17 protein-coding genes and 1 tRNA gene are annotated in these 22453 nt (G+C 64.4%); 7 read left to right on the plus strand and 11 right to left on the minus strand.

The annotated features are described in order from the left end of the window. Positions 1–18: 18 nt before the first annotated feature. From JOD97_RS15550 to JOD97_RS15570, 5 genes are all read right to left on the minus strand, one after another. On the minus strand, positions 19–1578 hold the full coding sequence (locus JOD97_RS15550; RefSeq protein WP_209719408.1) for an ABC transporter substrate-binding protein: 1560 nt from the start codon (positions 1576–1578) through the stop codon (positions 19–21). A gap of 359 nt (positions 1579–1937) precedes the next feature. Continuing rightward, positions 1938–2027: transfer RNA gene (locus tag JOD97_RS15555), tRNA-Ser, on the minus strand. 68 nt (positions 2028–2095) lie between these two features. Further along, entirely contained in the window at positions 2096–3385 is a 1290-nt protein-coding gene (gene serS, locus JOD97_RS15560; RefSeq protein WP_209719411.1) for a serine--tRNA ligase, read from the minus strand. Positions 3386–3489: 104 nt separating this feature from the next. Next, a complete protein-coding gene (locus tag JOD97_RS15565) occupies positions 3490–3696 on the minus strand; it encodes a hypothetical protein (protein WP_209719414.1) in 207 nt (68 codons plus the stop codon). Positions 3697–4003: 307 nt separating this feature from the next. Continuing rightward, positions 4004–5449: a PLP-dependent aminotransferase family protein gene (locus tag JOD97_RS15570; protein ID WP_229264465.1), complete on the minus strand. Its 1446-nt coding sequence runs from the start codon at positions 5447–5449 to the stop codon at positions 4004–4006. A gap of 176 nt (positions 5450–5625) precedes the next feature. Here JOD97_RS15570 and JOD97_RS15575 point away from each other — a divergent pair, with 176 nt between their 5' ends. Continuing rightward, positions 5626–5949, plus strand: a complete 324-nt coding sequence (locus tag JOD97_RS15575; protein WP_209719416.1) for a DUF2917 domain-containing protein — start codon at positions 5626–5628, stop codon at positions 5947–5949. Between the two features lie 83 nt (positions 5950–6032). After that, positions 6033–6449, plus strand: a complete 417-nt coding sequence (locus tag JOD97_RS15580) for a hypothetical protein (protein WP_229264466.1) — start codon at positions 6033–6035, stop codon at positions 6447–6449. A gap of 128 nt (positions 6450–6577) precedes the next feature. Here JOD97_RS15580 and JOD97_RS15585 read toward each other — a convergent pair whose 3' ends face one another. The 4 genes from JOD97_RS15585 to JOD97_RS15600 form a co-directional block, all read right to left on the minus strand. Next, positions 6578–7417 carry an alpha/beta fold hydrolase gene (locus JOD97_RS15585; protein ID WP_209719419.1) on the minus strand — a complete coding sequence of 280 codons (840 nt, stop codon included), beginning with the start codon at positions 7415–7417 and terminating at the stop codon, positions 6578–6580. A 114-nt stretch (positions 7418–7531) separates the two neighbouring features. Continuing rightward, complete coding sequence (locus JOD97_RS15590; RefSeq protein ID WP_209719422.1) at positions 7532–8836, minus strand: replication-associated recombination protein A; 1305 nt, start codon at positions 8834–8836, stop codon at positions 7532–7534. Between the two features lie 64 nt (positions 8837–8900). Then, on the minus strand, positions 8901–9533 hold the full coding sequence (gene lolA / locus JOD97_RS15595; protein ID WP_209719425.1) for an outer membrane lipoprotein chaperone LolA: 633 nt from the start codon (positions 9531–9533) through the stop codon (positions 8901–8903). Positions 9534–9551: 18 nt separating this feature from the next. Further along, entirely contained in the window at positions 9552–11933 is a 2382-nt protein-coding gene (locus tag JOD97_RS15600) for a DNA translocase FtsK (protein ID WP_209719427.1), read from the minus strand. Positions 11934–12167: 234 nt separating this feature from the next. On the opposite strand from JOD97_RS15600, the gene trxB reads away from it, so the two are divergent. The 5 genes from trxB to JOD97_RS15625 all read left to right on the plus strand — a co-directional run bounded on the left by trxB (position 12168) and on the right by JOD97_RS15625 (position 17406). Continuing rightward, entirely contained in the window at positions 12168–13121 is a 954-nt protein-coding gene (gene trxB, locus JOD97_RS15605; RefSeq protein ID WP_209719430.1) for a thioredoxin-disulfide reductase, read from the plus strand. Between the two features lie 2 nt (positions 13122–13123). Further along, positions 13124–13792, plus strand: a complete 669-nt coding sequence (locus JOD97_RS15610) for a Smr/MutS family protein (RefSeq protein ID WP_209719434.1) — start codon at positions 13124–13126, stop codon at positions 13790–13792. Between the two features lie 211 nt (positions 13793–14003). After that, entirely contained in the window at positions 14004–14633 is a 630-nt protein-coding gene (locus JOD97_RS15615) for a trimeric intracellular cation channel family protein (RefSeq protein ID WP_209719437.1), read from the plus strand. A 157-nt stretch (positions 14634–14790) separates the two neighbouring features. After that, entirely contained in the window at positions 14791–15408 is a 618-nt protein-coding gene (locus tag JOD97_RS15620; protein ID WP_209719440.1) for an ORF6N domain-containing protein, read from the plus strand. A gap of 261 nt (positions 15409–15669) precedes the next feature. After that, positions 15670–17406, plus strand: a complete 1737-nt coding sequence (locus JOD97_RS15625) for a rhamnogalacturonan lyase B N-terminal domain-containing protein (protein WP_209719443.1) — start codon at positions 15670–15672, stop codon at positions 17404–17406. A gap of 182 nt (positions 17407–17588) precedes the next feature. Here the strand turns inward: JOD97_RS15625 and JOD97_RS15630 are convergent, their stop codons facing one another. Both JOD97_RS15630 and JOD97_RS15635 read right to left on the minus strand, forming a co-directional pair. Further along, positions 17589–20639, minus strand: coding sequence for a TonB-dependent receptor (locus JOD97_RS15630; RefSeq protein ID WP_209719446.1), 3051 nt, complete (start codon positions 20637–20639; stop codon positions 17589–17591). Positions 20640–20778: 139 nt separating this feature from the next. Next, positions 20779–22326: a tryptophan halogenase family protein gene (locus JOD97_RS15635; protein WP_209719449.1), complete on the minus strand. Its 1548-nt coding sequence runs from the start codon at positions 22324–22326 to the stop codon at positions 20779–20781. Positions 22327–22453: the final 127 nt, after the last annotated feature.

Consider the following 22453-nt stretch of genomic DNA (forward strand, 5'->3'; position numbering starts at 1 on the left):
CTCAGCGCCGGCTCCCGTCTAGCGCACGAACATCAATTTGTTCAGCGGCAGGGAGATGCCGACGGCGATGCCGCCCGGCGTGAACCAGGGGCGCAGGCGCGCGTTGGCCGCCGTGCTCCAGCGTGGGGAATAGAGGAAAAAGGCCGGCAGTTCGTCGGCGTAAATGGCTTGGGCGCGGTCGAGCAGCAAGCGTCGCTGGGCGGGGTCCATGGTGCCCACCTGTTGCTGCAGCAACGCCAGCAGGTCGGCACGCCGGAAGCCATCGCTAAACGGCCCGTTGCCGGCGGTTTGCCGCAGCATGCTTTCCGGATCGCCATTGCTGCCCTGGCTCAGGAGGGCGAGGTCGAAATCGGCCGCGCCGACGCGCGCGGCCAGAATGCCGCCATCGATGACGCGCACATCGACCCGCAGCCCCAGCTTTTCCAGCTGGCCGGCGAGCACGCTGGCGGGGCGTGCCAGGTTGCGCGTGGTCGCCAGTTCGAGCGCCCAGGGCTTTCCCGCGCTGTCGCGCAGCTGGCCGTCGGGCGCGGCGCGGTAGCCGAGGCCGGCGAGCGCGCGGCGCGCGGCCGCCGGATCGTAGGCATAGGCGGCCAGCGGCGCCCCGGTCTGCCAGGCGCTGCCGCGCGCGAAACGCCCATCGCTGACCTCGCCTTGCCCGTTCTCGACGACGCGCAACAATTCCTGCCGGTCGATGCCGCGGGCGATCGCCTGGCGCAGGCGCTTGTCGTCGAACGGCGGGCGCGCATGGTTGAAGCGCAGCCGCAGCGGATGGCCGGAAGGGGCGTTGACCACGGTGGCGAAGCGGGCCACCCCGGCGGCCAGCGGCGACGGCAGCGCGCGGATCATGTCCACTTCGCCGCGTTCGAGCGCCCCGGCGGCGAGCGCGGGCTGCATGCGCAGCAAGGCCAGGCTGCGCACGCGGGGACGGCCCAGGTAGTAGTCGTCGTTGGCGATGAACAGATAGCGTCCGGCCGCCTTGTCGTACGCGCCCAGGCGATAGGGGCCGCTGCCGACGATGTCCGCCTGCTTCAGGCGCTGCGGATCGGCCAGGCCCGCATAGACATGCCGCGGCAGGATCGGCACCGCGCCGGCCAGCTGCGCCATGAAGGGCGCGTAGACGCGCTTCAGGCGCACGCGCACGCGCCCCTCGCCCGGCTGGTCCACGCTGTCGACCGCGCCCAGGTCGAACAGCGGATGGGGATGCCGGCGCAAATAGTCGAAGGTGAAGACCACGTCGGCCGCCGTGACGGGCTTGCCGTCGTGCCAGCGCGCGTCCGGCCGCAAGGTGAACTCCACGGTGCGATGATCCGCGCTTTCCTTCCACCCGCTCGCCAGGGCCGGCGCAAGCTCGCCACTGGCGTCGCGCCACGCCAGCGTGTCGAACACCAGGCTGGTCAGCGTATAGCCCATGCCGCCGCTGGCATGGGTGTACGGCGTGGGCAGGCCAAAGTCGCCCTGCTCGTCGGCGATGGTATAGCGCTCGATGGGCGTCGTCGGCGCCGGCTGCGCCGCCTGGGCGCCAGCCAACGCAAGCCAGGCGGCGGTGAAAAAGAAGGAAAGCGATCGAAGACGGGGCACCAGTGATCCTGACGGGCAGAATGAACGTATTTCTCATGACAAAACGCCGGCAGGCATATTTGAAAATGAGAATCATTTACAGCCCTGAATCTTATGATTGCCGCGCCGCGCCAGGCAAATCGTCTTTTCGGAGGGGTGGCATTTGAAAATCTGAGGGGCAGCGCCAGCGGGCCGGTGGCGGACGCACAAAAAAACCGCCGCAGCGGTTTTTCTAAATACTGGCGGAGAGGGTGGGATTCGCCTACATTCCGCAGGCCGCCCTCGCGCGAGTACGCGCGAGTCTTCGAATCCCACGCGCGAGCTGCGCTCGCTCCTCTCCGCAAAACAAAAAACCCGCCGAAGCGGGTTTTTCTAAATACTGGCGGAGAGGGTGGGATTCGAACCCACGGTACGATTTAACGTACGCTTGATTTCGAGTCAAGTACATTCGACCACTCTGCCACCTCTCCTTTTCCCACGTCACTGCTGCGAGAAGGCAAGATTATAGCAGCCCCCAACAAAAAGGGAAGGACTATTTTTACGCTTTCAAATGCGTCAGCCCGCCCATGTATGGACGCAGCACTTCCGGGATCTCGACGCTGCCGTCGGCCTGCTGGTAATTTTCCAGCACGGCGACCAGGGTGCGCCCCACCGCCAGGCCGGAACCGTTGAGCGTATGCACCAGCTCCGGCTTGCCCTGGGCGTTGCGGAAACGCGCCTGCATGCGGCGCGCCTGGAACGCCTCGCAGTTCGACAGCGACGAAATCTCGCGGTAGGTGTTCTGCGCCGGCAGCCATACTTCCAGATCGAAGGTCTTGGTGGCGCCGAAGCCCATGTCGCCGGTGCACAGCGACATCACGCGGTACGGCAGGCCCAGACGCTGCAAGATCGTTTCGGCGTGGCCGACCATCTCGTCCAGCACGGCGTACGAGGTGTCCGGATGCACCACCTGCACCATTTCGACCTTGTCGAACTGGTGCTGGCGGATCATGCCGCGCGTGTCGCGACCGTAGCTGCCCGCTTCCGAACGGAAGCACGGCGTGTGCGCCGTCATCTTCAGCGGCAAGGTGTCGGCGGCGATGATCTCATCGCGCACGATGTTGGTCAGCGATACTTCCGACGTCGGAATCAGATAGAAAGTCTCGCCCTCGCCTTCAACGCCGCCCTTCTTGACGGAGAACAGGTCGGCTTCGAACTTCGGCAGCTGGCCGGTGCCGCGCAGCGAGTCGGCGTTGACCATGTACGGCGTGTAGCATTCGGTGTAGCCGTGCTCGTCGGTGTGGGTGTTGAGCATGAACTGCGCCAGCGCGCGGTGCAGACGGGCGATGCCGCCTTTCATGACCGAGAAGCGCGAGCCGGTCAGCTTGGTGGCGACGTCGAAGTCCAGTCCCAGCGGCGCGCCGACGTCGACGTGGTCCTTCACTTCGAAGTCGAAGCTGCGCGGCGTGCCGACTTTGCGCACTTCGACGTTGCCCGTTTCGTCGGTGCCCTGCGGGACCGATTCGTGCGGCAGATTCGGGATCGCCTGCATGAAGTCGCCCAGCTTGGCCTGCACCGCCGACAGCGCGGTTTCGTTGGCCTTCAGTTCGTCGCCCAGGCCGGCCACTTCGGCCATGATCGCCGTCGTGTCCTCGCCCTTGCCCTTCATCATACCGATCAGCTTGGACTGCGAGTTACGCTTGCCCTGCAGCTCTTCGGTGCGCGTCTGGATCGCTTTCCGTTCAGCTTCGAGGACGTTGAACGCTTCCACGTCGAGCTGGTACTTGCGGGTCGCCAGGCGCGCGGCGACGTTGGCTATATCTTTGCGGAGAAGTTGGATATCAATCATGGGGACAAGTGCCGTTTGTATCGAAAACGTCAATTGTACCAAGAGGATGCCACTTCCTTGCGAGTTTTGAACAGCCCGCCGGCTGGTGTAAAAGCCCCGCCGGATTACAGCGCGGCTTTTTCGGCGGCGGTCAGGCGCTTGGCGCTGACGGTGACGACCGGCATGTCGACGCTGGCCGTGGCGACCTGGGTGACGCGCGTGTCGGCGGCGACCATGATCGCGGGCGCGTCGGCGGCGGTGGCGAAGGTGGTGGCGCCGGCGACGATGGCGGCGGCGACGAAGATGAATTCCATGTTTTTGGCGATGTTCATGATAGCTCCCTGGGGTGGTGGTTTCAGCCGACTTATGTCTGCCGCTTTGGTATGGTTGTACTGTACCTAAAGGGCGTATGCGAAACCACCGGGATGCGACGAAGCGCCAAAAACAGCGCATGAAGTGCAAAAAACGATACCCGATTGAAGCAGCATGGACACGGAAACACGTAGGGCGGATTAGCGGGCGAGGCCCGCCAATCCGCCCCGGGGGCCCATCGAACGAGCGTCCTCCTGCCGGAGGACTTGAGAGCGCAGCGTAATCCGCCAATGCATGCGCCGTCGGCGCCCCATAAAGATGGCCGTATCAGGCGGCGCTGCGCAGCGCCGGCGCCTCGTCGGCCAGACGGTGCACCAACCCGCCCAGCTTGCCGACGGCGGCCTCCACCCGCGGACTCCACGTATTGCCGCAATTAAGCCGGACGAAGTTGCCGTATTTGCCAGAAGCCGAGAACAACTGCCCCGGCATGCAAGCCACCCCCGCCTCGTGCGCGCGCTGGTGCAGCACCAGCGCGTCGACCTGCTCCGGCATGCTGACCCACACCACGAAGCCGCCCTGCGGCTCGGACACCGTGCACTGCTGCGGAAACGACGCGCAGACCGCGTCCGACATGCGGGCGATGCGCTGCGACAGCGCCCGGCGCATCTTGCGCAGCTGGTTCTCGTAGGCGCTACCGGTCAGGAAGTCGGCCAGCACCGCCTGGAAGAAGTGGCTGGTGGCGCCGCTCGACACCATCTTGAGCACCGCCACGTCCTGCGCGTACCGCCCCGCCAACACGTAGCCGACCCGCGCGCCCGGGCTGACCGCCTTGGAAAAAGACGAACACAACATCACGTGGCCGCTGGTGTCGTAGGCCTTGACCGGCCACGGACGCTCGGGCGTGAAGCACAGGTCGCCGTAGATGTCGTCCCCGATCATCGGCACCCCATGTTTGGACAACAAGCCTGCCAGGCGCTTCTTGTTCGCCTCCGGCATGATGCAGCCGAGCGGATTGTTGGCGTTCGGGATAAACAGCACGGCCTGCACCAGGCCGGCGTTCATGGCCAGCTCCAGCGCGTCGATCGACGGCCCGGTCTTCGGATGGGTGGGAATCTCCAGCGCTTTCATGCCCAACGATTCGATCAGCTGCAACAGCACGAAGTAACTGGCCGATTCGATCGCGATGGTGTCGCCGGCCTTGGCGACGGCGCGCAGGCACAGGCTGATCGCCTCGGTGCACGAGGTGGTGACGACGATCTCGCCCGGGTCCAGGCGGCCCCAGTCCAGCGCCCGCCGCAGGATCTGGCGCGCGAATTCGGGGTGGTTGGTCTCGTAGCAGCTGACCGTGCTCAGCATTGTGGAGTCGCGCCGCGCCACGGCCGCCACGATCTTTTGCATGCGCTTCATCGGCAACATTTCGTCGAGCGGCCAGGCCGAGCCCAGTTGCACCACCTCCGGCTCCTCGTTGGCCTTGAGCACCCGCATCAGCAGGTTGTTGATGCCGACAAAGGCCGGCTCCTGCAGATGGGCGGCGTCGGTCATCACCGCCATCGTGCGGCTGCGGTGGCGCACATAATAGCCGGCCTGCGGTCTGGCTTCGATCAGGCCGCGATCCTCCATCAGCCGCAGCGCCTGCATGACGGTGCTGACCGACAGGCGTTTTTGCTGCGCCAGATGGCGGATCGACGGCAGCCGGTCGCCCGGCGCGAACACGCGGCTGGCGATCAGTCCGCCCAGCTCGTTGGCCAACTGCTCGTATAAATTGATGTGCATTTCGATATTGTCGCCCAGCCCCACCCCGCGCCGACAGGTACAGCGGGCAATCATTTTGACCATCACAGTTTAACGAAACCGCGTCTGTGATGGTAACAATTTCGATTTGCTGCATCTGTTATGGTCTGCCGCCGCTCAGTATTCTGGCTGCATGATTCACCCGTGCAGGAGCCACCATGAAACCGCAACTAATCACCGTAGAACAAGGCCTGGCCGAATACCGTCTGACGCAGGACCACCCGCTGCGCATCGCCCACGCGGCCGGGCAACGGATCGAGTGCCTGGAGGGCACCGCCTGGCTGACGGCCTATGGCGAGCACACCGATTTCATGCTGCGCCGGGGCCAGACGTTCGAGTTGCCGAACGACGGCCTGATGCTGATCGAGGCGGCCGGCACCGGCGTGGTCAGGGTGCGCCTGCCGGCCGAAACCGCCCCGCCGCCCGGCTGGCGCGGCCTCCAGCGCAAGGTCGCGACGGTGCTGTCGAGCCTGCATCTGTAGGATTTCACCTACGCAACTAATCGTGCGCCACGTCTTCTTGGAATATGTACAATGCGTCAACAATACAGCCCGAGGAGAATAATTTGAAAAATCAGTTTCTGAAGATGGGCGCCGTGGGCGCGTTGATGGTCCTGGCGGCAGGTTGTTCGACGATGGGTGGCGGTCCGCCAGCCAACGAAGCGCCGCCGCCGGCCAACCCGAACTTCGCCGCCGAGATGGACAAGTTCAACAAGCAGTTCCCGAACGACAAGGCGACCAAGTACGAGGAAGTTTCGCTGAACTATAACAACGCGAAAAAGCTGGACGAGAAAGGCAATTGCCATGACTTGTCCAAGTATCCGGTCGTGATCGTGCTGACACTGGATGCGGCCGGCAAAGTGGTGAAGAGCACCACCGATGTCGAGAACCGCAAGGCCGAGTGCTTCCGTCAGGCGTATGCCGACGCGCAGCTGCCGGCGCCGCCGTTCGCGCCGTACTACAAGCCGATCAAGCTGCGCTGATACGCGGAGGCACGTAGGGCGGATTAGGCGGAACGCCGTAATCGGCCATGCATGAGCCGTCTAGACGCATGCATGGCGGATTACGCTGCGCTAATCCGCCCTACGTGTTTCCGTGGTCTTGTCCAGAATTAGGCCGCCGCGTCCTCGCCGGCGGCTTCTTCTTTTGCGGCCGGCTTTTCCAGCCATTCCGACACCACTTCGTTGAACCGTTGCGGGTCGCGCACCATCGGCCAGTGGTCCGTGCTCATCGCCACCACCTTGCACCCCTCCTTCGCCGCCAGCTTGTCGCGCCACTGCGTCGAGTGGAACATGAACGGCTTGCGCGTGCCGTAGATGAACAGCATCGGCACCTTCGGGAAGAACGGCACCAGCGACCGGTACGACCCCGCCGCGCCCGCCGTTAATATGTAATACGGAAAATTCATCGCCGAGCTGATGTATTCCTTCGGCGCCGGCACCTTCATCGCGTTGACCATGCCACGGGTGATCATGTTGCCGATCGGCCCGCCGATCGCCCACGCCAGCGACAGGATGTTCTGGTAGCCGCTGACCATCATCTTTTGCCCGAACGTGCGCGAGCGGTCGGTGGCCTGCGAATTGGCGTCGCCGATGTCGACGCCGATAATCGCCGACACCAGCGCCTTGTTGCGCATGTAGAACTCGTAGCCGAACACGCAGCCCCAGTCGTGCAGCATCAGGATCACCTTCTGCTTCTGGTTGACGGCGGCGACGATGTGCAACAGGATGCGCATCGTCGCGTCCAGCGAGTACGCGCGGCGCGGCTTGGTGATGTCGAAGCCGGGCAAGGTGAAGCGCACGCAGCGATAACGGTCCTTCAGTTCCTCGACCTGCGCGTCCCACAGCCGGTGCGTGTCCGGCCAGCCGTGGATCATGACGATCGTCTCGGAACCCTCCACCCCGCCTTCGATATACACGTCGATGTCGTCGACCACGATCATTTGCTGCATGCCGCTCCTCAAATATAAAAATTAACCCATCCGCTTTTGCGATACGCATGCGTCGCCGCTTAGGGGTCGTACCCCGTACGGGGTACGACCCCGCATGGCCGTGCGGGTCGACGATCAGCTTTTACCGGCGTCTTCATCGAGCTTGCGCAGGAAGGCCATCTTGTCGGCGATCTTGCTCTCCATGCCGCGCGGCACCGGCTGGTACCAGCCCGGCTCGCGCATATCGTCCGGGAAGTAGGTTTCGCCGGCCGCGTAGGCGTGCGGCTCGTCGTGGGCATAGCGGTACTCGTGACCGTAGCCCAGTTCCTTCATCAGCTTGGTCGGGGCGTTGCGCAGGTGCACCGGCACCTCGCGCGACTTGTCCTTCTTGACGAACGCCATCGCCTGGTTGAAGGCGTTGTAGCCGGCGTTGCTCTTGGCGGCGATCGCCAGGTAGATCACCGCCTGCCCCAGCGCCAGCTCGCCCTCCGGCGAACCGAGCCGCTCGAAGGTGGCGGCGGCGTCGTTGGCCAGCTGCATGGCGCGCGGGTCGGCCAGGCCGATGTCCTCCCACGCCATGCGGACGATGCGGCGCGACAGGTATTTGGCGTCGGCGCCGCCGTCGAGCATGCGGCACAGCCAGTACAGCGCGGCGTCCGGATTGGAGCCGCGCACCGACTTGTGCAGCGCCGAGATCTGGTCGTAGAAATTGTCGCCGCCCTTGTCGAAGCGGCGCGCGTTCAGGGTCAGCGCGTTCTGGATGAATTCGCTGGTGACCTTGTTGGTCTTGGCCGCGTTGGCGGCGGTACTGGTTTGCTCGAGCAGATTGAGCAGGCGGCGGCCGTCGCCGTCGGCGTAACCGATCAGGGTGTCGATGGCGGCGTCGTCGAACTCCAGATGCGCCAGCACCTTGGCGCGCGCCTTGGCGACCAGCTGCTTGAGCTCGTCCTCGCTGAACGATTGCAGCACGTACACCTGGGCCCGCGACAACAGCGCCGAGTTGACCTCGAACGACGGGTTCTCGGTGGTCGCGCCGATCAGGGTGACCAGGCCGGATTCGGCGTACGGCAACAGCGCGTCCTGCTGCGACTTGTTGAAGCGGTGGATCTCGTCGACGAACAGGATGGTGTGCTTGCCCATCGTCAGGTTCTGCTGGGCCTGCTCCATCGCGGCGCGGATGTCCTTGACGCCCGAGAACACCGCCGACAAGGCGATGAACTCGCACTCGAAGGCGTTGGCCGTCAGCCGCGCCAGGGTGGTCTTGCCGACGCCGGGCGGGCCCCACAAAATCATCGAATGCGGCTGGCCCGACTCGAACGCCAGGCGCAGCGGCTTGCCCGGCCCCAGCAGGTGATGCTGGCCGATGACGTCGTCGAGCGTCTTGGGCCGCAGTGCTTCGGCGAGCGGCTGGCGCGGTTCTGTTGCAAATAGGTCAGCCATAGTGCCTTGAAATGGAAAAACGCCGCGGCGTCAATGCCGCGGCGTCGATCGCTTGCTTGAGTCTTTAATTATTGAACACGTCCGCGCCCTTCGGCATGACGAATTTAAAACTCGTCGCCGTCAGCGCGGGATTTTTCTCGAATTTGCTGAACGTCAGCACCGAGGTCTGGCCGAAGGAATCCTTGAGCTCCATCGCCTGCGGCAAGCCGTCGCGCAGGCCGATGGCGATTTGCTCGAAGCTGGTGTCCTTGGCCTTGGGCACGGCCTTGAGCCACTCCATGCCGTCCCTGGTGCCCGCTTCCGACAGGGTGAAGTTCTTTTCCAGATCGTTGCTGCCGAACAGGATGGCCGCCGGCGACGAGCCCAGCGCGTCACCCAGGCGCTTGGTGGTGACCTGGTTCAAGTCCTTGTCGAAGATGTAGAGCTTGTCGCCGTCGGCCTGCAGCACCTGCTCGTAAGGTTTCACGTAGGTCCAGATGAACTTGCCGGGACGGGCGAACAGGAAGGTGCCGCTCGACTGCTGCGACGGCTTGGCCGCCTCGCCGTTGGTGTTCTTGATTTGCCGCTGCGTGAACTCGCCCTTGGCCGCCTTGGTCGAGGCGACGAAGGTCTTGAACTGGTCCAGCGCCGTGGCGCCGGCGGCGCCCGCCAGCAGCAGGCCGGCCGTCAGCATCACGAGGTTTTTTGCATACTTCATACGATATCTATTCCTTTGTTATTCCGCACTGGCGGCCGGGACCAGGATGTCGCGATTGCCGTTCGATTGCATCGCCGAGACGACGCCGCTATTTTCCATCTGTTCCAGCAAACGCGCCGCGCGGTTATAGCCGATGCGCAAATGGCGCTGCACCAGCGAGATCGACGCGCGGCGGTTCTTCAACACCACCTGCACCGCCTGGTCGTACATCGGATCGGCCTCGCCGCCGCCCTCGCCGGCGCCCTCGCCGGCCGCGCCGCCCTCGCCTTCCAGGGTGCCGCCTTCGAGGATGCCGTCGATGTAGTTCGGCTCGCCCGTGGTCTTGAGGTGCTTGACCACGCGGTGCACCTCGTCATCGGAGACGAAGGCGCCGTGCACCCGCACCGGCAGGCCGGTGCCCGGCGGCATGTACAGCATGTCGCCCATGCCCAGCAGGGTTTCCGCGCCCATCTGGTCGAGAATGGTGCGCGAGTCGATCTTGGACGACACCTGGAACGCGATCCGGGTCGGGATGTTGGCCTTGATCAGGCCGGTGATCACATCCACAGATGGGCGCTGCGTCGCCAGAATCAAGTGCAAGCCGGCCGCGCGCGCCTTTTGCGCGATACGGGCGATCAATTCCTCGACCTTTTTGCCGACGACCATCATCAGGTCGGCCAGCTCGTCGATGATGATGACGATGGTCGGCAGTTTTTCCAGCGGCTCCGGCGAGTCCGGCGTCAGGCTGAACGGATTCGGGATGTGCTCCTCGCGCTTCTTGGCCTCGGCGATCTTGGCGTTGTAGCCGGCCAGGTTGCGCACGCCCAGCTTGGACATCAGCTTGTAGCGGCGCTCCATCTCGTTGACCGCCCAGTTGAGCGCGTGGCCGGCCTGGCGCATGTCGGTCACCACCGGCGCCAGCAGGTGCGGAATGCCCTCGTAGACCGACATCTCCAGCATCTTCGGATCGATCAGGATCATGCGCACGTCGGCCGGATCGGACTTGTACAGCAGCGACAGGATGGTGGCGTTGATGCCGACCGACTTACCGGAACCGGTGGTACCGGCCACCAGCAAGTGCGGCATCTTGGCCAGGTCGGCGACGACGGCCTTGCCGGCGATGTCCTTGCCCAGCGCCACCGTCAGCGGCGACGGGTTGTCGTTGTAGACCTTGGAGCCGACGATCTCGGAGAGGCGCACGATCTGGCGCTTGGCGTTGGGCAGCTCGAGCGCCATGTAATTCTTGCCGGGGATGGTTTCGACCACGCGGATCGACGTCAGCGACAGCGAGCGCGCCAGGTCGCGCGCCAGGCCGACGATCTGGCTGCCCTTGACGCCGGTGGCCGGCTCGATCTCGTAACGGGTGACCACCGGACCCGGATAGGCCGCCACGACCTTAGCCTCGACGCCGAAGTCCGACAGCTTCTTCTCGATCAGGCGGCTGGTGAACTCCAGCGTCTCGACCGGCACGGTCTCCAGCACCTCGGCCGCCTCGTCCAGCAGCGACAGGGCCGGCAGCTGGGTGTCGCCGCTGAGGTCCTGGAACAGCACGGCCTGGCGCTCCTTCTCGACGCGCTCGGACTTGACCACGGCGACGATTTGCGGCTCGATCTTGACCGGCGCCGCCACCACGTGCTTCTCGACGTGCTTGGCGCGCTCGATGACGACCACCTCCTCGCGCTTGACGGCCGCCACTTCGCCCTGGCGGCGGTCCTCGCGGTACTGGTAGCGCTGGATGAACCATTCGATGCCGGTTTCGATGGCGTAGCCGATGCGCTCGGCCACCGCCAGCCACGACACGTGGAAGAACAGGCTGAAACCGAGGCCGAACAGCAGCAGCAACAGCAAGGTCGCGCCGGTGAAGCCGAACGCCACGTGCGACGAGTGGCCGATCAGCTCGCCCAGCACGCCGCCCGGCGCGCGCGGCAGTTCGGCGTGGATCGAGTACATGCGCAGGTATTCCAGGCCGACGCTGCCGGCGAACAGCAGCAGGAAGCCGATGGCGCGTATCAAGCCCTCCTGCGCGTGCTCGGGATCGGCCTCCTTCGACATCACGTATTTCTGGGTCAGCTTGCGGTAACCGTTCCAGACCAGGCGCAGCAGGCAAAACGCCCACCACCAGGCGGAGATGCCGAAGATGTACAGCAGCAGGTCGGACAGCCAGGCGCCGGCGCGGCCGCCCAGGTTGGTCACCTTGGGCACCAGCGTTTCATGCGACCAGCCCGGGTCCATCTTGTTGTAGCTGGCCAGTATCAGCACGAAATACAGGCCCAGCACGGCCAGCGCCAGCCAGCGCGCCTCCGACAGCAGCCGCACCAGCCGGTTCGGCAGGGGCTGGCGCTCGGTCGGGGTGCGGGTATAGCCCGGCGAGGAGGACGCTCCAACTTTTGATGGCCTCTCCTGAACTTTTTTACTGCTCATAGGTATTAAGGTGTTGCAACGTTAGCGGGGAGGAAATATTCATATACCGGTATTTTACGTCATGAACGGGTCAACCGACCCGACGATTCATGCTCTTCGCCTGCTTGCACTATAATCTAGTATTGCCTGCGTGAATGCGATGGCGACCGCTGGCGTACCTGCCGACAGCCGCCCTTGCCTCCACTCTAAACGCCCCCAAATTCGGATTAATCCAACATACTTAAGAAGCCCTCCATGACCACTCCTAAACACGCCCGCGTATTGATCCTTGGCTCCGGTCCCGCCGGCTACAGTGCCGCCGTCTATGCCGCCCGCGCCAACCTGAACCCGATGCTGGTCACCGGCATGGAGCAAGGCGGCCAGTTGATGACCACCACGGACGTGGAAAACTGGCCCGGCGACCCGATGGGCGTGCAAGGCCCGGACCTGATGCAGCGCCTGCTGCAGCACGCGGAAAAGTTCAACACCGACATCGTGTTCGACCACATCCACACCGTCGACCTGGCCGCGCGCCCGATCCGCCTCAAGGGCGACAGCAACGAATACACCTGCGACACCTTGATCATCGCCACCGGCGCCTCGGCCCAGTACCTGGGCCTGCCGTCGGAACAAGCTTTCATGGGTAAAGGCGTGTCCGCCTGCGCCACCTGCGACGGCTTCTTCTATCGCGGCCAGGAAGTGGCCGTCATCGGCGGCGGCAACACCGCCGTCGAGGAAGCGCTGTACCTGTCGAACATCGCCACCAAGGTCACCCTGATCCACCGCCGCAACAAGTTCCGCGCCGAGCCGATCCTGATCGACCGCCTGAACGCCAAGGTCGCCGAAGGCAAGATCGAGATCAAGTACAACCACACCCTGCACGAAGTGGTCGGCAACGACAGCGGCGTCACCGGCCTGAAGATCCAGTCGACCGACACCGGCGAAGTCACCGACGTCACCGTGCACGGCCTGTTCGTGGCGATCGGCCACAAGCCGAACACCGGCATCTTCGAAGGCCAGCTCGAGATGCACAACGGCTACATCAAGACCAAGGCCGGCACCGAGGGCATGTTCACCGCCACCAGCGCGCCGGGCGTGTTCGCCGCCGGCGACGTGCAGGACCACATCTACCGCCAGGCCATCACCAGCGCCGGCACCGGCTGCATGGCCGCGCTGGACGCCCAGCGTTACCTGGAAGCGCAGGAGTAACAGTGGGCCTGAAAGACTTCGCCGACCTGAAATCCCTGGCCAAGCAGCTCAAGGAACAGGCCGACGCGCGCGCCGCCGCCGAGGCCGAGCGCGTCAAACGGGAGAAAACGCAGGCGGTGGAGGCCAACATCTTCCAGTCCAGCGTGGGCGGCGTCAAGCGCATGCCGGTGTCGGACCGCTACGTGCCGTCGTTGCCGAAGTCGGCCGGGCCGGTGGCCGCGCCGGCGCGCAAGCTGACACAGGCGGAGGACGACGCGGCGGTGCTGCGCGAGTCGCTGTCGGACCTGTTTGAAGTCGATCATTATCTGGAAGAGGACCCGGCGCTCAACTACGCGGCGCCGGGCGTCGGCCCGGACATCGTCAAGAAGATGCGCAAGGGCCACTGGCCGGTGCAGGACGAGCTCGATCTGCACGGCCTGCGGCGCGACGCCGCGCGCGACGCCATCGGCGACTTCCTGCGCAAGTCGGCGATGCGCAACCACCGCTGCGTGTGCGTGATCCACGGGCGCGGCTTCGGTTCGAAAAGCCAGGAGCCGGTGCTCAAGTCGATGGTGCACAGCTGGCTGGTGCAGAAGGAGGAAGTGGTGGCCTTCTGCCAGGCGCGGCCGTCCGAAGGCGGCGAAGGCGCGTTGATCGTGCTGCTGCGCGCGGCATTAATACCGCAAAGATAACCGAGCCACGGAGACACGTAGGGCGGATTAGCGCAGCGTAATCCGCCATGCATGTTCCGTCGGCGGCTCATCAATGGCGGATTACGCGCTGCGCGCTAATCCGCCCTACGTGCCTCCACGACGCATCAAGATCCCCGGGACATAAGTGGCTCACACGTAAGTGTTGCGGCATGTTAACCTACGGGCATCGCCACTACGTCCGTTTTCCTACATGAAGCCCGTCCCCGTCCACGTTTCCCTGATCACCGTCATCGAAATCGTGGCCATCCTGGTGGGCGCGTTCTCCGGCTTCGTCGAGGCCCGCCGCAAGCGCATGGATCTGGTCGGCGTGTTCACCGTCGCCTTCATCACCGCGTTCGGCGGCGGCACCTTGCGCGACATCCTGCTCGACCGCCGTCCGCTGTTCTGGGTCATGCACCAGGAATACGCGATCCTCATCTTCGTGCTGGCGCTGATCGCCGTGCCGCTGATGCGCACCTTGCGCCAGATCCTGTCCGAACGCCTGATCGTCATCGCCGACGCCATCGGCCTGGGCCTGTTCGCCGTGGCCGGCGTGTCGCAAGCGCAGGCGGCCGGCATGCCGCTGTTCATCGCCTCGATGATGGGCGTGATCACCGGCATCTTCGGCGGCGTGCTGCGCGATATCGTCTGCAACGAGGTGCCGATGGTCTTCCGCGACGGCAAGCCGTACGCCATCTGCGCCTTCTTCGGCTGCTGGATGTACATCGGCCTGCAGTACACCAAAGTCTCCGACGACTACGCGCTGTGGGTCAGCGCCACCTTCATCACCACCCTGCGGCTGGTGACGTGGAAGTTCGACCTGCGCATCGGGCGCCACTGACCGCAGCTGAAATCTTCTTCGTACGAACCGGCCGATTAGCGCTGATCTTCATCTTCGCCGAACTGTCCGGCCGGCCAATGGTCCAAACTGCTGCGGCACCACGCGGCCGATACTAAAGGGAGAGGATCATGGCACAGGCCAAGACGGAAGGGTCGAAATGATGAGCCCGAAGCCACAAACTTCGACGCAGGCGCTGCTGGTCCACATCGAGCACCGAATTCTGCTCGTTCGCGCCCAGAAGATCATGCTCGATACCGATCTGGCCCTTCTTTATGGCGTAACAACGAGCGCCTTGGTACAAGCGGTCAAGCGCAACCTGAACCGTTTCCCAGATGACTTCATGTTCCAGCTCAACGCCGGCGAATGGGAGACTTTGAGATCACAATCTGTGATCTCAAACGTCGGACGCGGCGGTCGGCGCTATGCGCCATATGCGTTCACCGAGCAAGGCGTTGCAATGCTCTCTTCCGTGTTGAACAGCGCGCAGGCCATCGCCGTCAACATCGAGATCGTGCGCGCCTTCGTGCGCCTGCGCCAAGTGATCGCATCGAACAAGGAACTGGCCCAACGCTTGGACCAGTTGGAAAACAAGGCCGAACTAATGTCTTTGAAGAACGACACCTTCGAACACAACACCCGGGTTCAGCTCAAGCAGGTTTTTGACGCCATCCGCGATTTGATGACGCCGCCCGAGCCGGCGACGAAACGATCCATCGGCTTTGTGACGCCCGACGTAGCGCCGACTAAGCCGAAAGCAGCTAAAGCAAAGAGCTAGCCTTTTCTTAGTTGCCCCAAGCTAGCCCGCCCCAGGGCCCGGGTAAACTGCACGGCTTGCTCGAAAATTGTTGCGAAATTCACATTCCCTAGCATGGATGCCCATCCCGAAACCGATTCCGTCGAAACGCAATCCTGCTCAACTGTGTGATTTATTCATCATTGTTGCTCACGTACTGTTGACCTCGCCTGCGCAAAAAAAGACTATGGAACTCGCGTGCCGGCGCGTCCAAACAACATCTACAACATTCGGGAGACACAATTGGACCACACCACACTGCGCGCCCTCGCCGGCGCGGCGGCGCTGACCCTGCTCGCCGGTTGCGGCGGCGGCTCGGCCGACACCGCCACCACCACCGCCAACCGCCTCAGCGCCGAAACCGTCGTCTCGGCGACCGACGCCGCCGCCACGTTCGGCCTGACCGAGGACGCCAATTTCTACACCGTCGACACCGGCGCCGGACTGGTCTTCAAGATCCGCCGCACCGACAACGGCGTCAGCACACAATCGGCCGGCGACATCGCCTCGATGGTCTACAACGGCGTGCAATACCAGGACCAGTCGCGCGGCTCGCAGCTCAACTCCGGCTTCGACTACCTGTACACGGGCGTGTCGGCGGTCGACGTCAGCGCCACCACCGTCGGCGCCGACACCATCAAGATCACCGTCCGGGCCGGCGACCTGACGCATTACTACCTGGCGCGCCGCGGCCAGGCCAACATCTACATGGGCACCTACTTCACCAGCGAGCCGAGCACCTTGGGGCTGGCGCGCTTCATCGTGCGCGTGCCGATCGCCGTGCTGCCGAACGGGCCGACGCCGTCCGACATCCGCAACAACACCGGCGCCATCGAGTCCGGCGACGTGTTCGGCATGGCCAACGGCGAGACGCGCTCCAAGCATTACTCCAACATCCGCCTGAAGGATTGGCGCTACTTCGGCGCGACCGGCCCCGGCGTCGGCCTGTGGATGGTGCGCGACAACAACGAGGGCAACTCGGGCGGCCCGTTCTACCGCAGCCTGATCAACCAGGCCACGTCCACCAACCAGGAGCTGACCTACATCATCAACTACGGCGAGGGACAAACCGAGGCCTTCCGCCCCGGCATCCTCAACACCTATACGATGAGCTTTACCGGCGGCGGCGCGCCGGCCGCGCTCGACACCTCGTGGTTCGCCGGCATGGGCATGACCGGCTACGTGCCGGCCAGCGCGCGCGGCGGCGTGGCCGGGGTCGGCATCGGCAACCGCGACAGCCGCTACACCTACACGGTCGGCTTCGCCAACGCGACCGCGCAGTACTGGGTCGACGCCGACGCCGCCAGCGGCCACTTCGACAGCCGCGGCATGATCCCCGGCACCTACACGATGACGATCTACAAGAACGAGCTGGCGGTCGACAGCCGCAGCGTCACCGTCACGGCCGGCGGCATGGCCACGCTCAACACGATCAACATCGCCAACGACCCGAGCAGCACGGCCGCGCTGTGGCGCATCGGCGACTGGGACGGCACGCCGCTCGAGTTCATCAACGGCGCCAGGGTCAGCACGATGCACCCGTCGGATGTGCGGATGGCCGCGTGGACGGTGCCGGACTATGTGATCGGCGCGTCGAACGCGGCCACCGGCTTCCCGGCCTACCAGTGGAAGGACATCAACAACAACACGGTGATCCGCTTTAATTTGACGGCCGGCCAGATCAGGAACTACACCTTGCGCGCCGGGATCACCGTCGCCACGGCCGGCGGGCGGCCCAAGATCGCCGTCAACAATTGGTCGTCGGCCAACCCGGCCGCGTCGACCCAGCCGAAGACGCGCACGCTGACGGTCGGCATCTACCGGGGCAACAACACCACGTTCAATTTCGACATCCCGGCCAGCGCGCTCGTGGTCGGGCAGAACACGGTGACGTTGACGGCGATCAGCGGCACCACCAGCACGGGTTGGCTGAGCCCGGGCTATTCGTGGGACGCGGTCGACATGGTGCCGGCTCCGTAAAACCCTCCCCCGCACGCGTTTGGCGAGACGCAAGCGCCGCCGCTTAGGGGTCGTACCCGCCGGGTACGACCCCGCATGGCCGTGCGGGGCAAAAAAAATCCCGCGCGGGCCAAGCCCGGGCGGGAGGAAAGATCGTCGGCGTGGAGAGCGTCCCCGCCGGCGGATCGAGGATTACGCCGCGATCAGAACGCGTACGTCGCTTGCACGGTGTAGCGCGGGCCGCTCATGAAGACCTGGCGGGTAAAGTCGCCCGCGTGCTGCTCCATGATCTGACGCGTGTAGGTGTTCGTCAGGTTGGTCCCCAGCAGACCGACACGGAACTTGTCCGTGAAATCGTAGAAGATCGACGCGTCCACCTGGCCGTACGCCGCCTGGTACAACGGCAGGCCAAAGGCCTGGTCGTTGACGGTCGTCGGGATCAAGTACTTGTCCGCCGGGGCGGCCGGATTCGTGTTCAAACCGTTGGTGCCGCGGCTGCCCCACTGGGTCACGCCCAGCAGATAGCGCGAGCGCCAGTTGTAGGCCACGCGCATCGACAAGCCGTGCGCTTCGTACATGAGCGCCAGGTTGACCGTGTGGCGCGACAGGCCCTGCAACGGGGTCTTGCCGAACGCGCGTCCATCGGTATCGCAGCCGTTGATGAACAGGTTGAAGTTGGTCGACGCGTCGTTGCCCGAGCACCAGGCATTGAACACCGGCTCTTTCAGCTTGCGCTCGCTCGACACATAAGTCCAGCTTGCCTGACTGCCGATGCCACGCAGCCAGTCGGGCACGAAATCGTAGTACTGCTGGTGGGCCAGCTCGAACCCGCGGGCGAAGCCGTTGGCGCCGTTGACCGGACCGGTGACCACGAACGTGCGCGGCGTGCCGTTCACGTCGACCGCGTTGTAGCTGTAGTTTTTCGTGGTGATGATGTCCTTGAGGTCCTTGTTGAAGGCCGAGAACGTCAGCGAACCGGCCTTGGCGAAGTACCACTCGGCGGTCAGGTCGACGTTGGTCGACGTGGTCGGCTTGAGCAGCGGGTTGCCGTCGCTGGTGCCGCTCAGGTTGGTGCCGTCGAAGTGGATGGCGGTGGTGTTGCCCGCCGCGTCACGGGTGACCGTCTGGCTATGCTGGGCGTTGAGCGTCGTCTGTACCTGGAGCTGGTTGAAGTCCGGACGCGACAGCGACTTGGCCACCGCAAAGCGGAACTGCAGCTGGTCGTTGGCCTTCATGCGCAGGTTCAGGCTAGGCAGCCAGTTGTCGTACGAATTGTTGACCGACTGCTGTTGCGCGAACGAGGCGATGTCGATCAGGTTGCCCTGGCCGGTCGGGACCACGCCGCTGTTGCCGGCGGTGGGCAGGGACGGCCGCGTGAACGAGACGTAACCGCTGCCGGTGCCCGTCGTCTTGACGTAGCGGATGCCGATGTTGCCGTCGATCGGATACTTGAGGTTATCCCAGCCGAAGCGCAGTTGCGTGTAAGCGGCCCGGGTCTTCTCGGTCTGCGTGTTGTTGGCGGCCGGGTCGTTGAAGCTCGCCGCTTTCCACGGATCGCAGGTCGAGCCTTTTTCGGCGCACAGCACGTCGTGGTAGGCGTGGATCTTGCTCCACTGGTCGGGGAAGCCGCGCACGGTCGCTTCGTCCGCGAACAGCATCGCCGGGACGTTGTATTTGCCGCCGAAGAAGTTGTCCATCGTTTGCAGCGAAGAGCCGCCGGCGAAACGCGGATCGCTCAGGCGGGCGACGCCGTTGATCTGCCAGCCTTCCATCCACGGGAAGGTGATCGCCGACCAGTTGTAGAACTTCTGGGCCTTGTGGTTCTCGCCTTCGCGGTTGGCCAGGCGCACGCCGAAGCGGATGTCGCGCAGCACCGGATCGTCGAACGAGAACTTGACGTCCGATTTCCACGCCTTCTGGTTGGCCGAGGCGCGGTCCAGCGCTTCCTGGGTATAGGCCCAGTAGTAGTTTTTCGGGTCGGCCATGTAGGCGGCCGAACCGAGGCCGAGCTGCGGCACCTTGCCGGTCATATCCATGGTCTGGTTCGGCAGGATGAAGCCGGTCGAGACGTCGGCGTCGAAGCCCTCGGTGGTCGAATGCACGTGCTGGAAGTCGTTGGTCCAGGTCAGGTCCGGCGTGATGCGCCATTGGACGTTGAGCGACGTGTCGCGGGTGGCCGATTCACGCGTGTTGATGCGCTGCGAGCTGTTGAACGGCGAACCGCCATAGGTCGGGTTCGAGATCGTGCCGCTCTGGAAGGCGCCATTTTTGTCGAACACCGAGTTGCTGCTGGCGACCTGCTGGTACCACTTGTCCTCGGACGAAGCCACCACGTGCTCGTCGAGGTCTTCCTTGTAGTGGGTCTTGAAGTAGGTCAGCGCGGCCGTCAAGTCCTTGTTCGGCTTCCACTGCAGGGCCGCATAGTCGCCGCGGCGGGTCCGTTCGAAGTCCTGCGAGCGATAGCCGACGCCCTGCGGTATCCATTGCGTCTTGGAGCGGTCGTACAGGGCCGGATCGGTGGAGTTCACGTGCGGGAAGTACGGGTCGACGCCGACGCCGTCCGAACGGCTCGGACTCTCCGCCTTGGCGAAATTGACCAGGGCGCCGACTTCGCCGAATGGCGTGTTCCAGCGGTTCGACAGCAGGATGGTGCTGGTCGGCGAAGGTTTGCCCTTGCGCAGCGTGGAATACGACTCCGAGAAGCCCGCCGTCCCCTTGAAGCCCTTGTAGTCGAACGGCATGGCGGTGCGCAGATTGACCAGGCCGGCGATGGCGCCTTCGACCTGCTCGGCGGACGGATTCTTGTAGACATCGACGCCGGCCATCAGCTCCGGGGACACGTCGGAGAAGCCGAGCGAGCGGCCGCCACCGGCCGAAAACGCGTCGCGGCCGTTGATTTCCGAACGCACGTAGGTCAGGCCGCGCACCGACACGCCGGAGCCCTCGACCGACTGGCGGTTCGGGTCGCCCGCCATGTTGCGGTCGATGGTGACGCCGGCGATGCGCTGCAGCACCTCGGTGACCGAACGGTCGGGCAGCTTGCCGATGTCTTCGGCGACGATCGAATCGACCACCTCGTCGGCATTCTGTTTGAGTTTTTGCGCCGATTGCAGCGCGGCGCGCTGGCCGCTCACCACCACCACGGCCGGCGCGGCGCTGGCGGTATCCGCCGTTTGGGCCCATGCCGGGTTGGCATGCAGCACGACAACCTGTGCGACCGCCGCGGCGATTGCAGTTTTTTGTAACTTATTCAATTTGTCTCCCCCTGTAAAGGTGGTTTTTATAGTCAGTCATAACGCTCCGGTGCTGCGCGCTGAGGCAGACACCGGTCTTTTTATAAATGCTCGTTGGAAAGTTCACGCCTCCATCAGTTTTATGATTAGATAATCCATGTCAGGCGGCCGCCCGCGATGGGGCTCCCGCCAGGCCCGCGACATAGGCGCCGTGATCCGGCATCGCCGCCGCCGCCTGCGCGATCAGGTGGCGCAGTTCGGCGAAATGACCGTGCACCTTGCGCAGGTCGACGCGGTCGGCCAGCGGGTCGTAGCGCTTCGGCACCACGCCCAGGCCCATCATCATCGCCACGAACGAGGGCTCGGCGAAGCCGCCGCGATCGACGATCGCCACGCGCCCGGTCTCGCGGAACAGCGCGATCTGGTGGCGCAGCGAATCGGGGACCGCCATGTTGGCGCAGTAGCGCCAGAATTCCGAGTCGTCGCGCCGGGTCAGCTTGTAGTGCAGGACGATGAAGTCGCGCACCGATTCGTAACGGATGCCCATGAAGCGGTTGAACTCGTCGGCCAGCGCCTGCGGGCAATCGCGGTCCGGGAACAGTTCGAGCAGCTTGCGCACGGCAATTTCGATCAGGTTGATGCTGGTCGACTCCAGCGGCTCGACGAAGCCCGCCGACAGGCCGATCGCCACCACGTTCTTGACCCAGGACTTGCGCCGCCGCCCGGTGACGAAGCGCAGCTGGCGCGGCTCGTCGAGCGCGGCGCCATCCAGGCCGTCGAGCAATACGCGGCGCGCCTGATCGTCGCTGGTGAAGCCGTTGCTGTACACGTGGCCGTTGCCGGTGCGGTGCTGCAGCGGGATACGCCAGAGCCAGCCGGCTTCCCTGGCGGTCGAGCGGGTGTAGGGCGTCAGTTGCGCGACCGAGGCGCAGGGCACGGCCTGCGCGCTGTTGCATGGCAGGTAGGCACTCCAGTCCTCGTAGCCCGCCTTGAGCGCGCCTTCGATCAGCAGGCCGCGGAAGCCCGAGCAGTCGATGAACAGGTCGCCTTCGACGCGGCGGCCGTCGCCCAGCTTGACGGCGGTGACGAAGCCGCTCTGCGGATGCTGCTCGACCTCGACGATCATGCCTTCGACGCGGCGGGCGCCGCGCGCCATGGCGTAGTCGCGCAGGTAGGCGGCGTACAGGCTGGCATCAAAATGGAAGCCGTAGGAATAGGCGTCGGTCACGCCGGGCGTTTCCTCGTTCGGCGGGATGAACTTGCCGTGGCGCGCCATGACCGAGGGCATCGACCAGTTCTCCATGTCCGGCATGTTGTTGAACGCCTGCGCCAGGCGCAGCCAGTGCTGGTGGGCGTCGACGCCGGCCAGCGGCGGGCCGAAATCGCCGAAGGCGTGGAAGAAGCGGTTGCCGACGTGGCCCCAGTCCTTGAACTCGATGCCGAGCTTGAAGCTGGCCTGGGTCTTGCTGACAAAGTCGGCGAAGTCCAGGCCCAGCGCCTCGTTGTAGACGCGGATCGTGGGCAGCGTGGCCTCGCCGACGCCGATGGTGCCGATCTCGGGCGACTCCACCAGGGTCACCTCGCACGGCTGGGTGGGGTGGCGCGCCAGGCGCTGGGCCAGCGGCGCCGCCGCCATCCAGCCGGCGGTGCCGCCACCGACGATGACGATCCTGCGGACCGCGCCACCATGCGTGTCATTGCTGCTCATCTCGCCCTCCTGTCATAGTTTTTTTAGCTTCCATCCCGCCTAAGCCTGGACCAACGCTTAGTATTTATTCAGGACGGACTAACTATGACAACGTTTTCATATTGCTTCGAATTAAGGGCGATTTGTG

The sequence above is a fragment of the Duganella sp. 1411 genome (assembly GCF_017833525.1).
GTDB lineage: Bacteria > Pseudomonadota > Gammaproteobacteria > Burkholderiales > Burkholderiaceae_D > Rugamonas.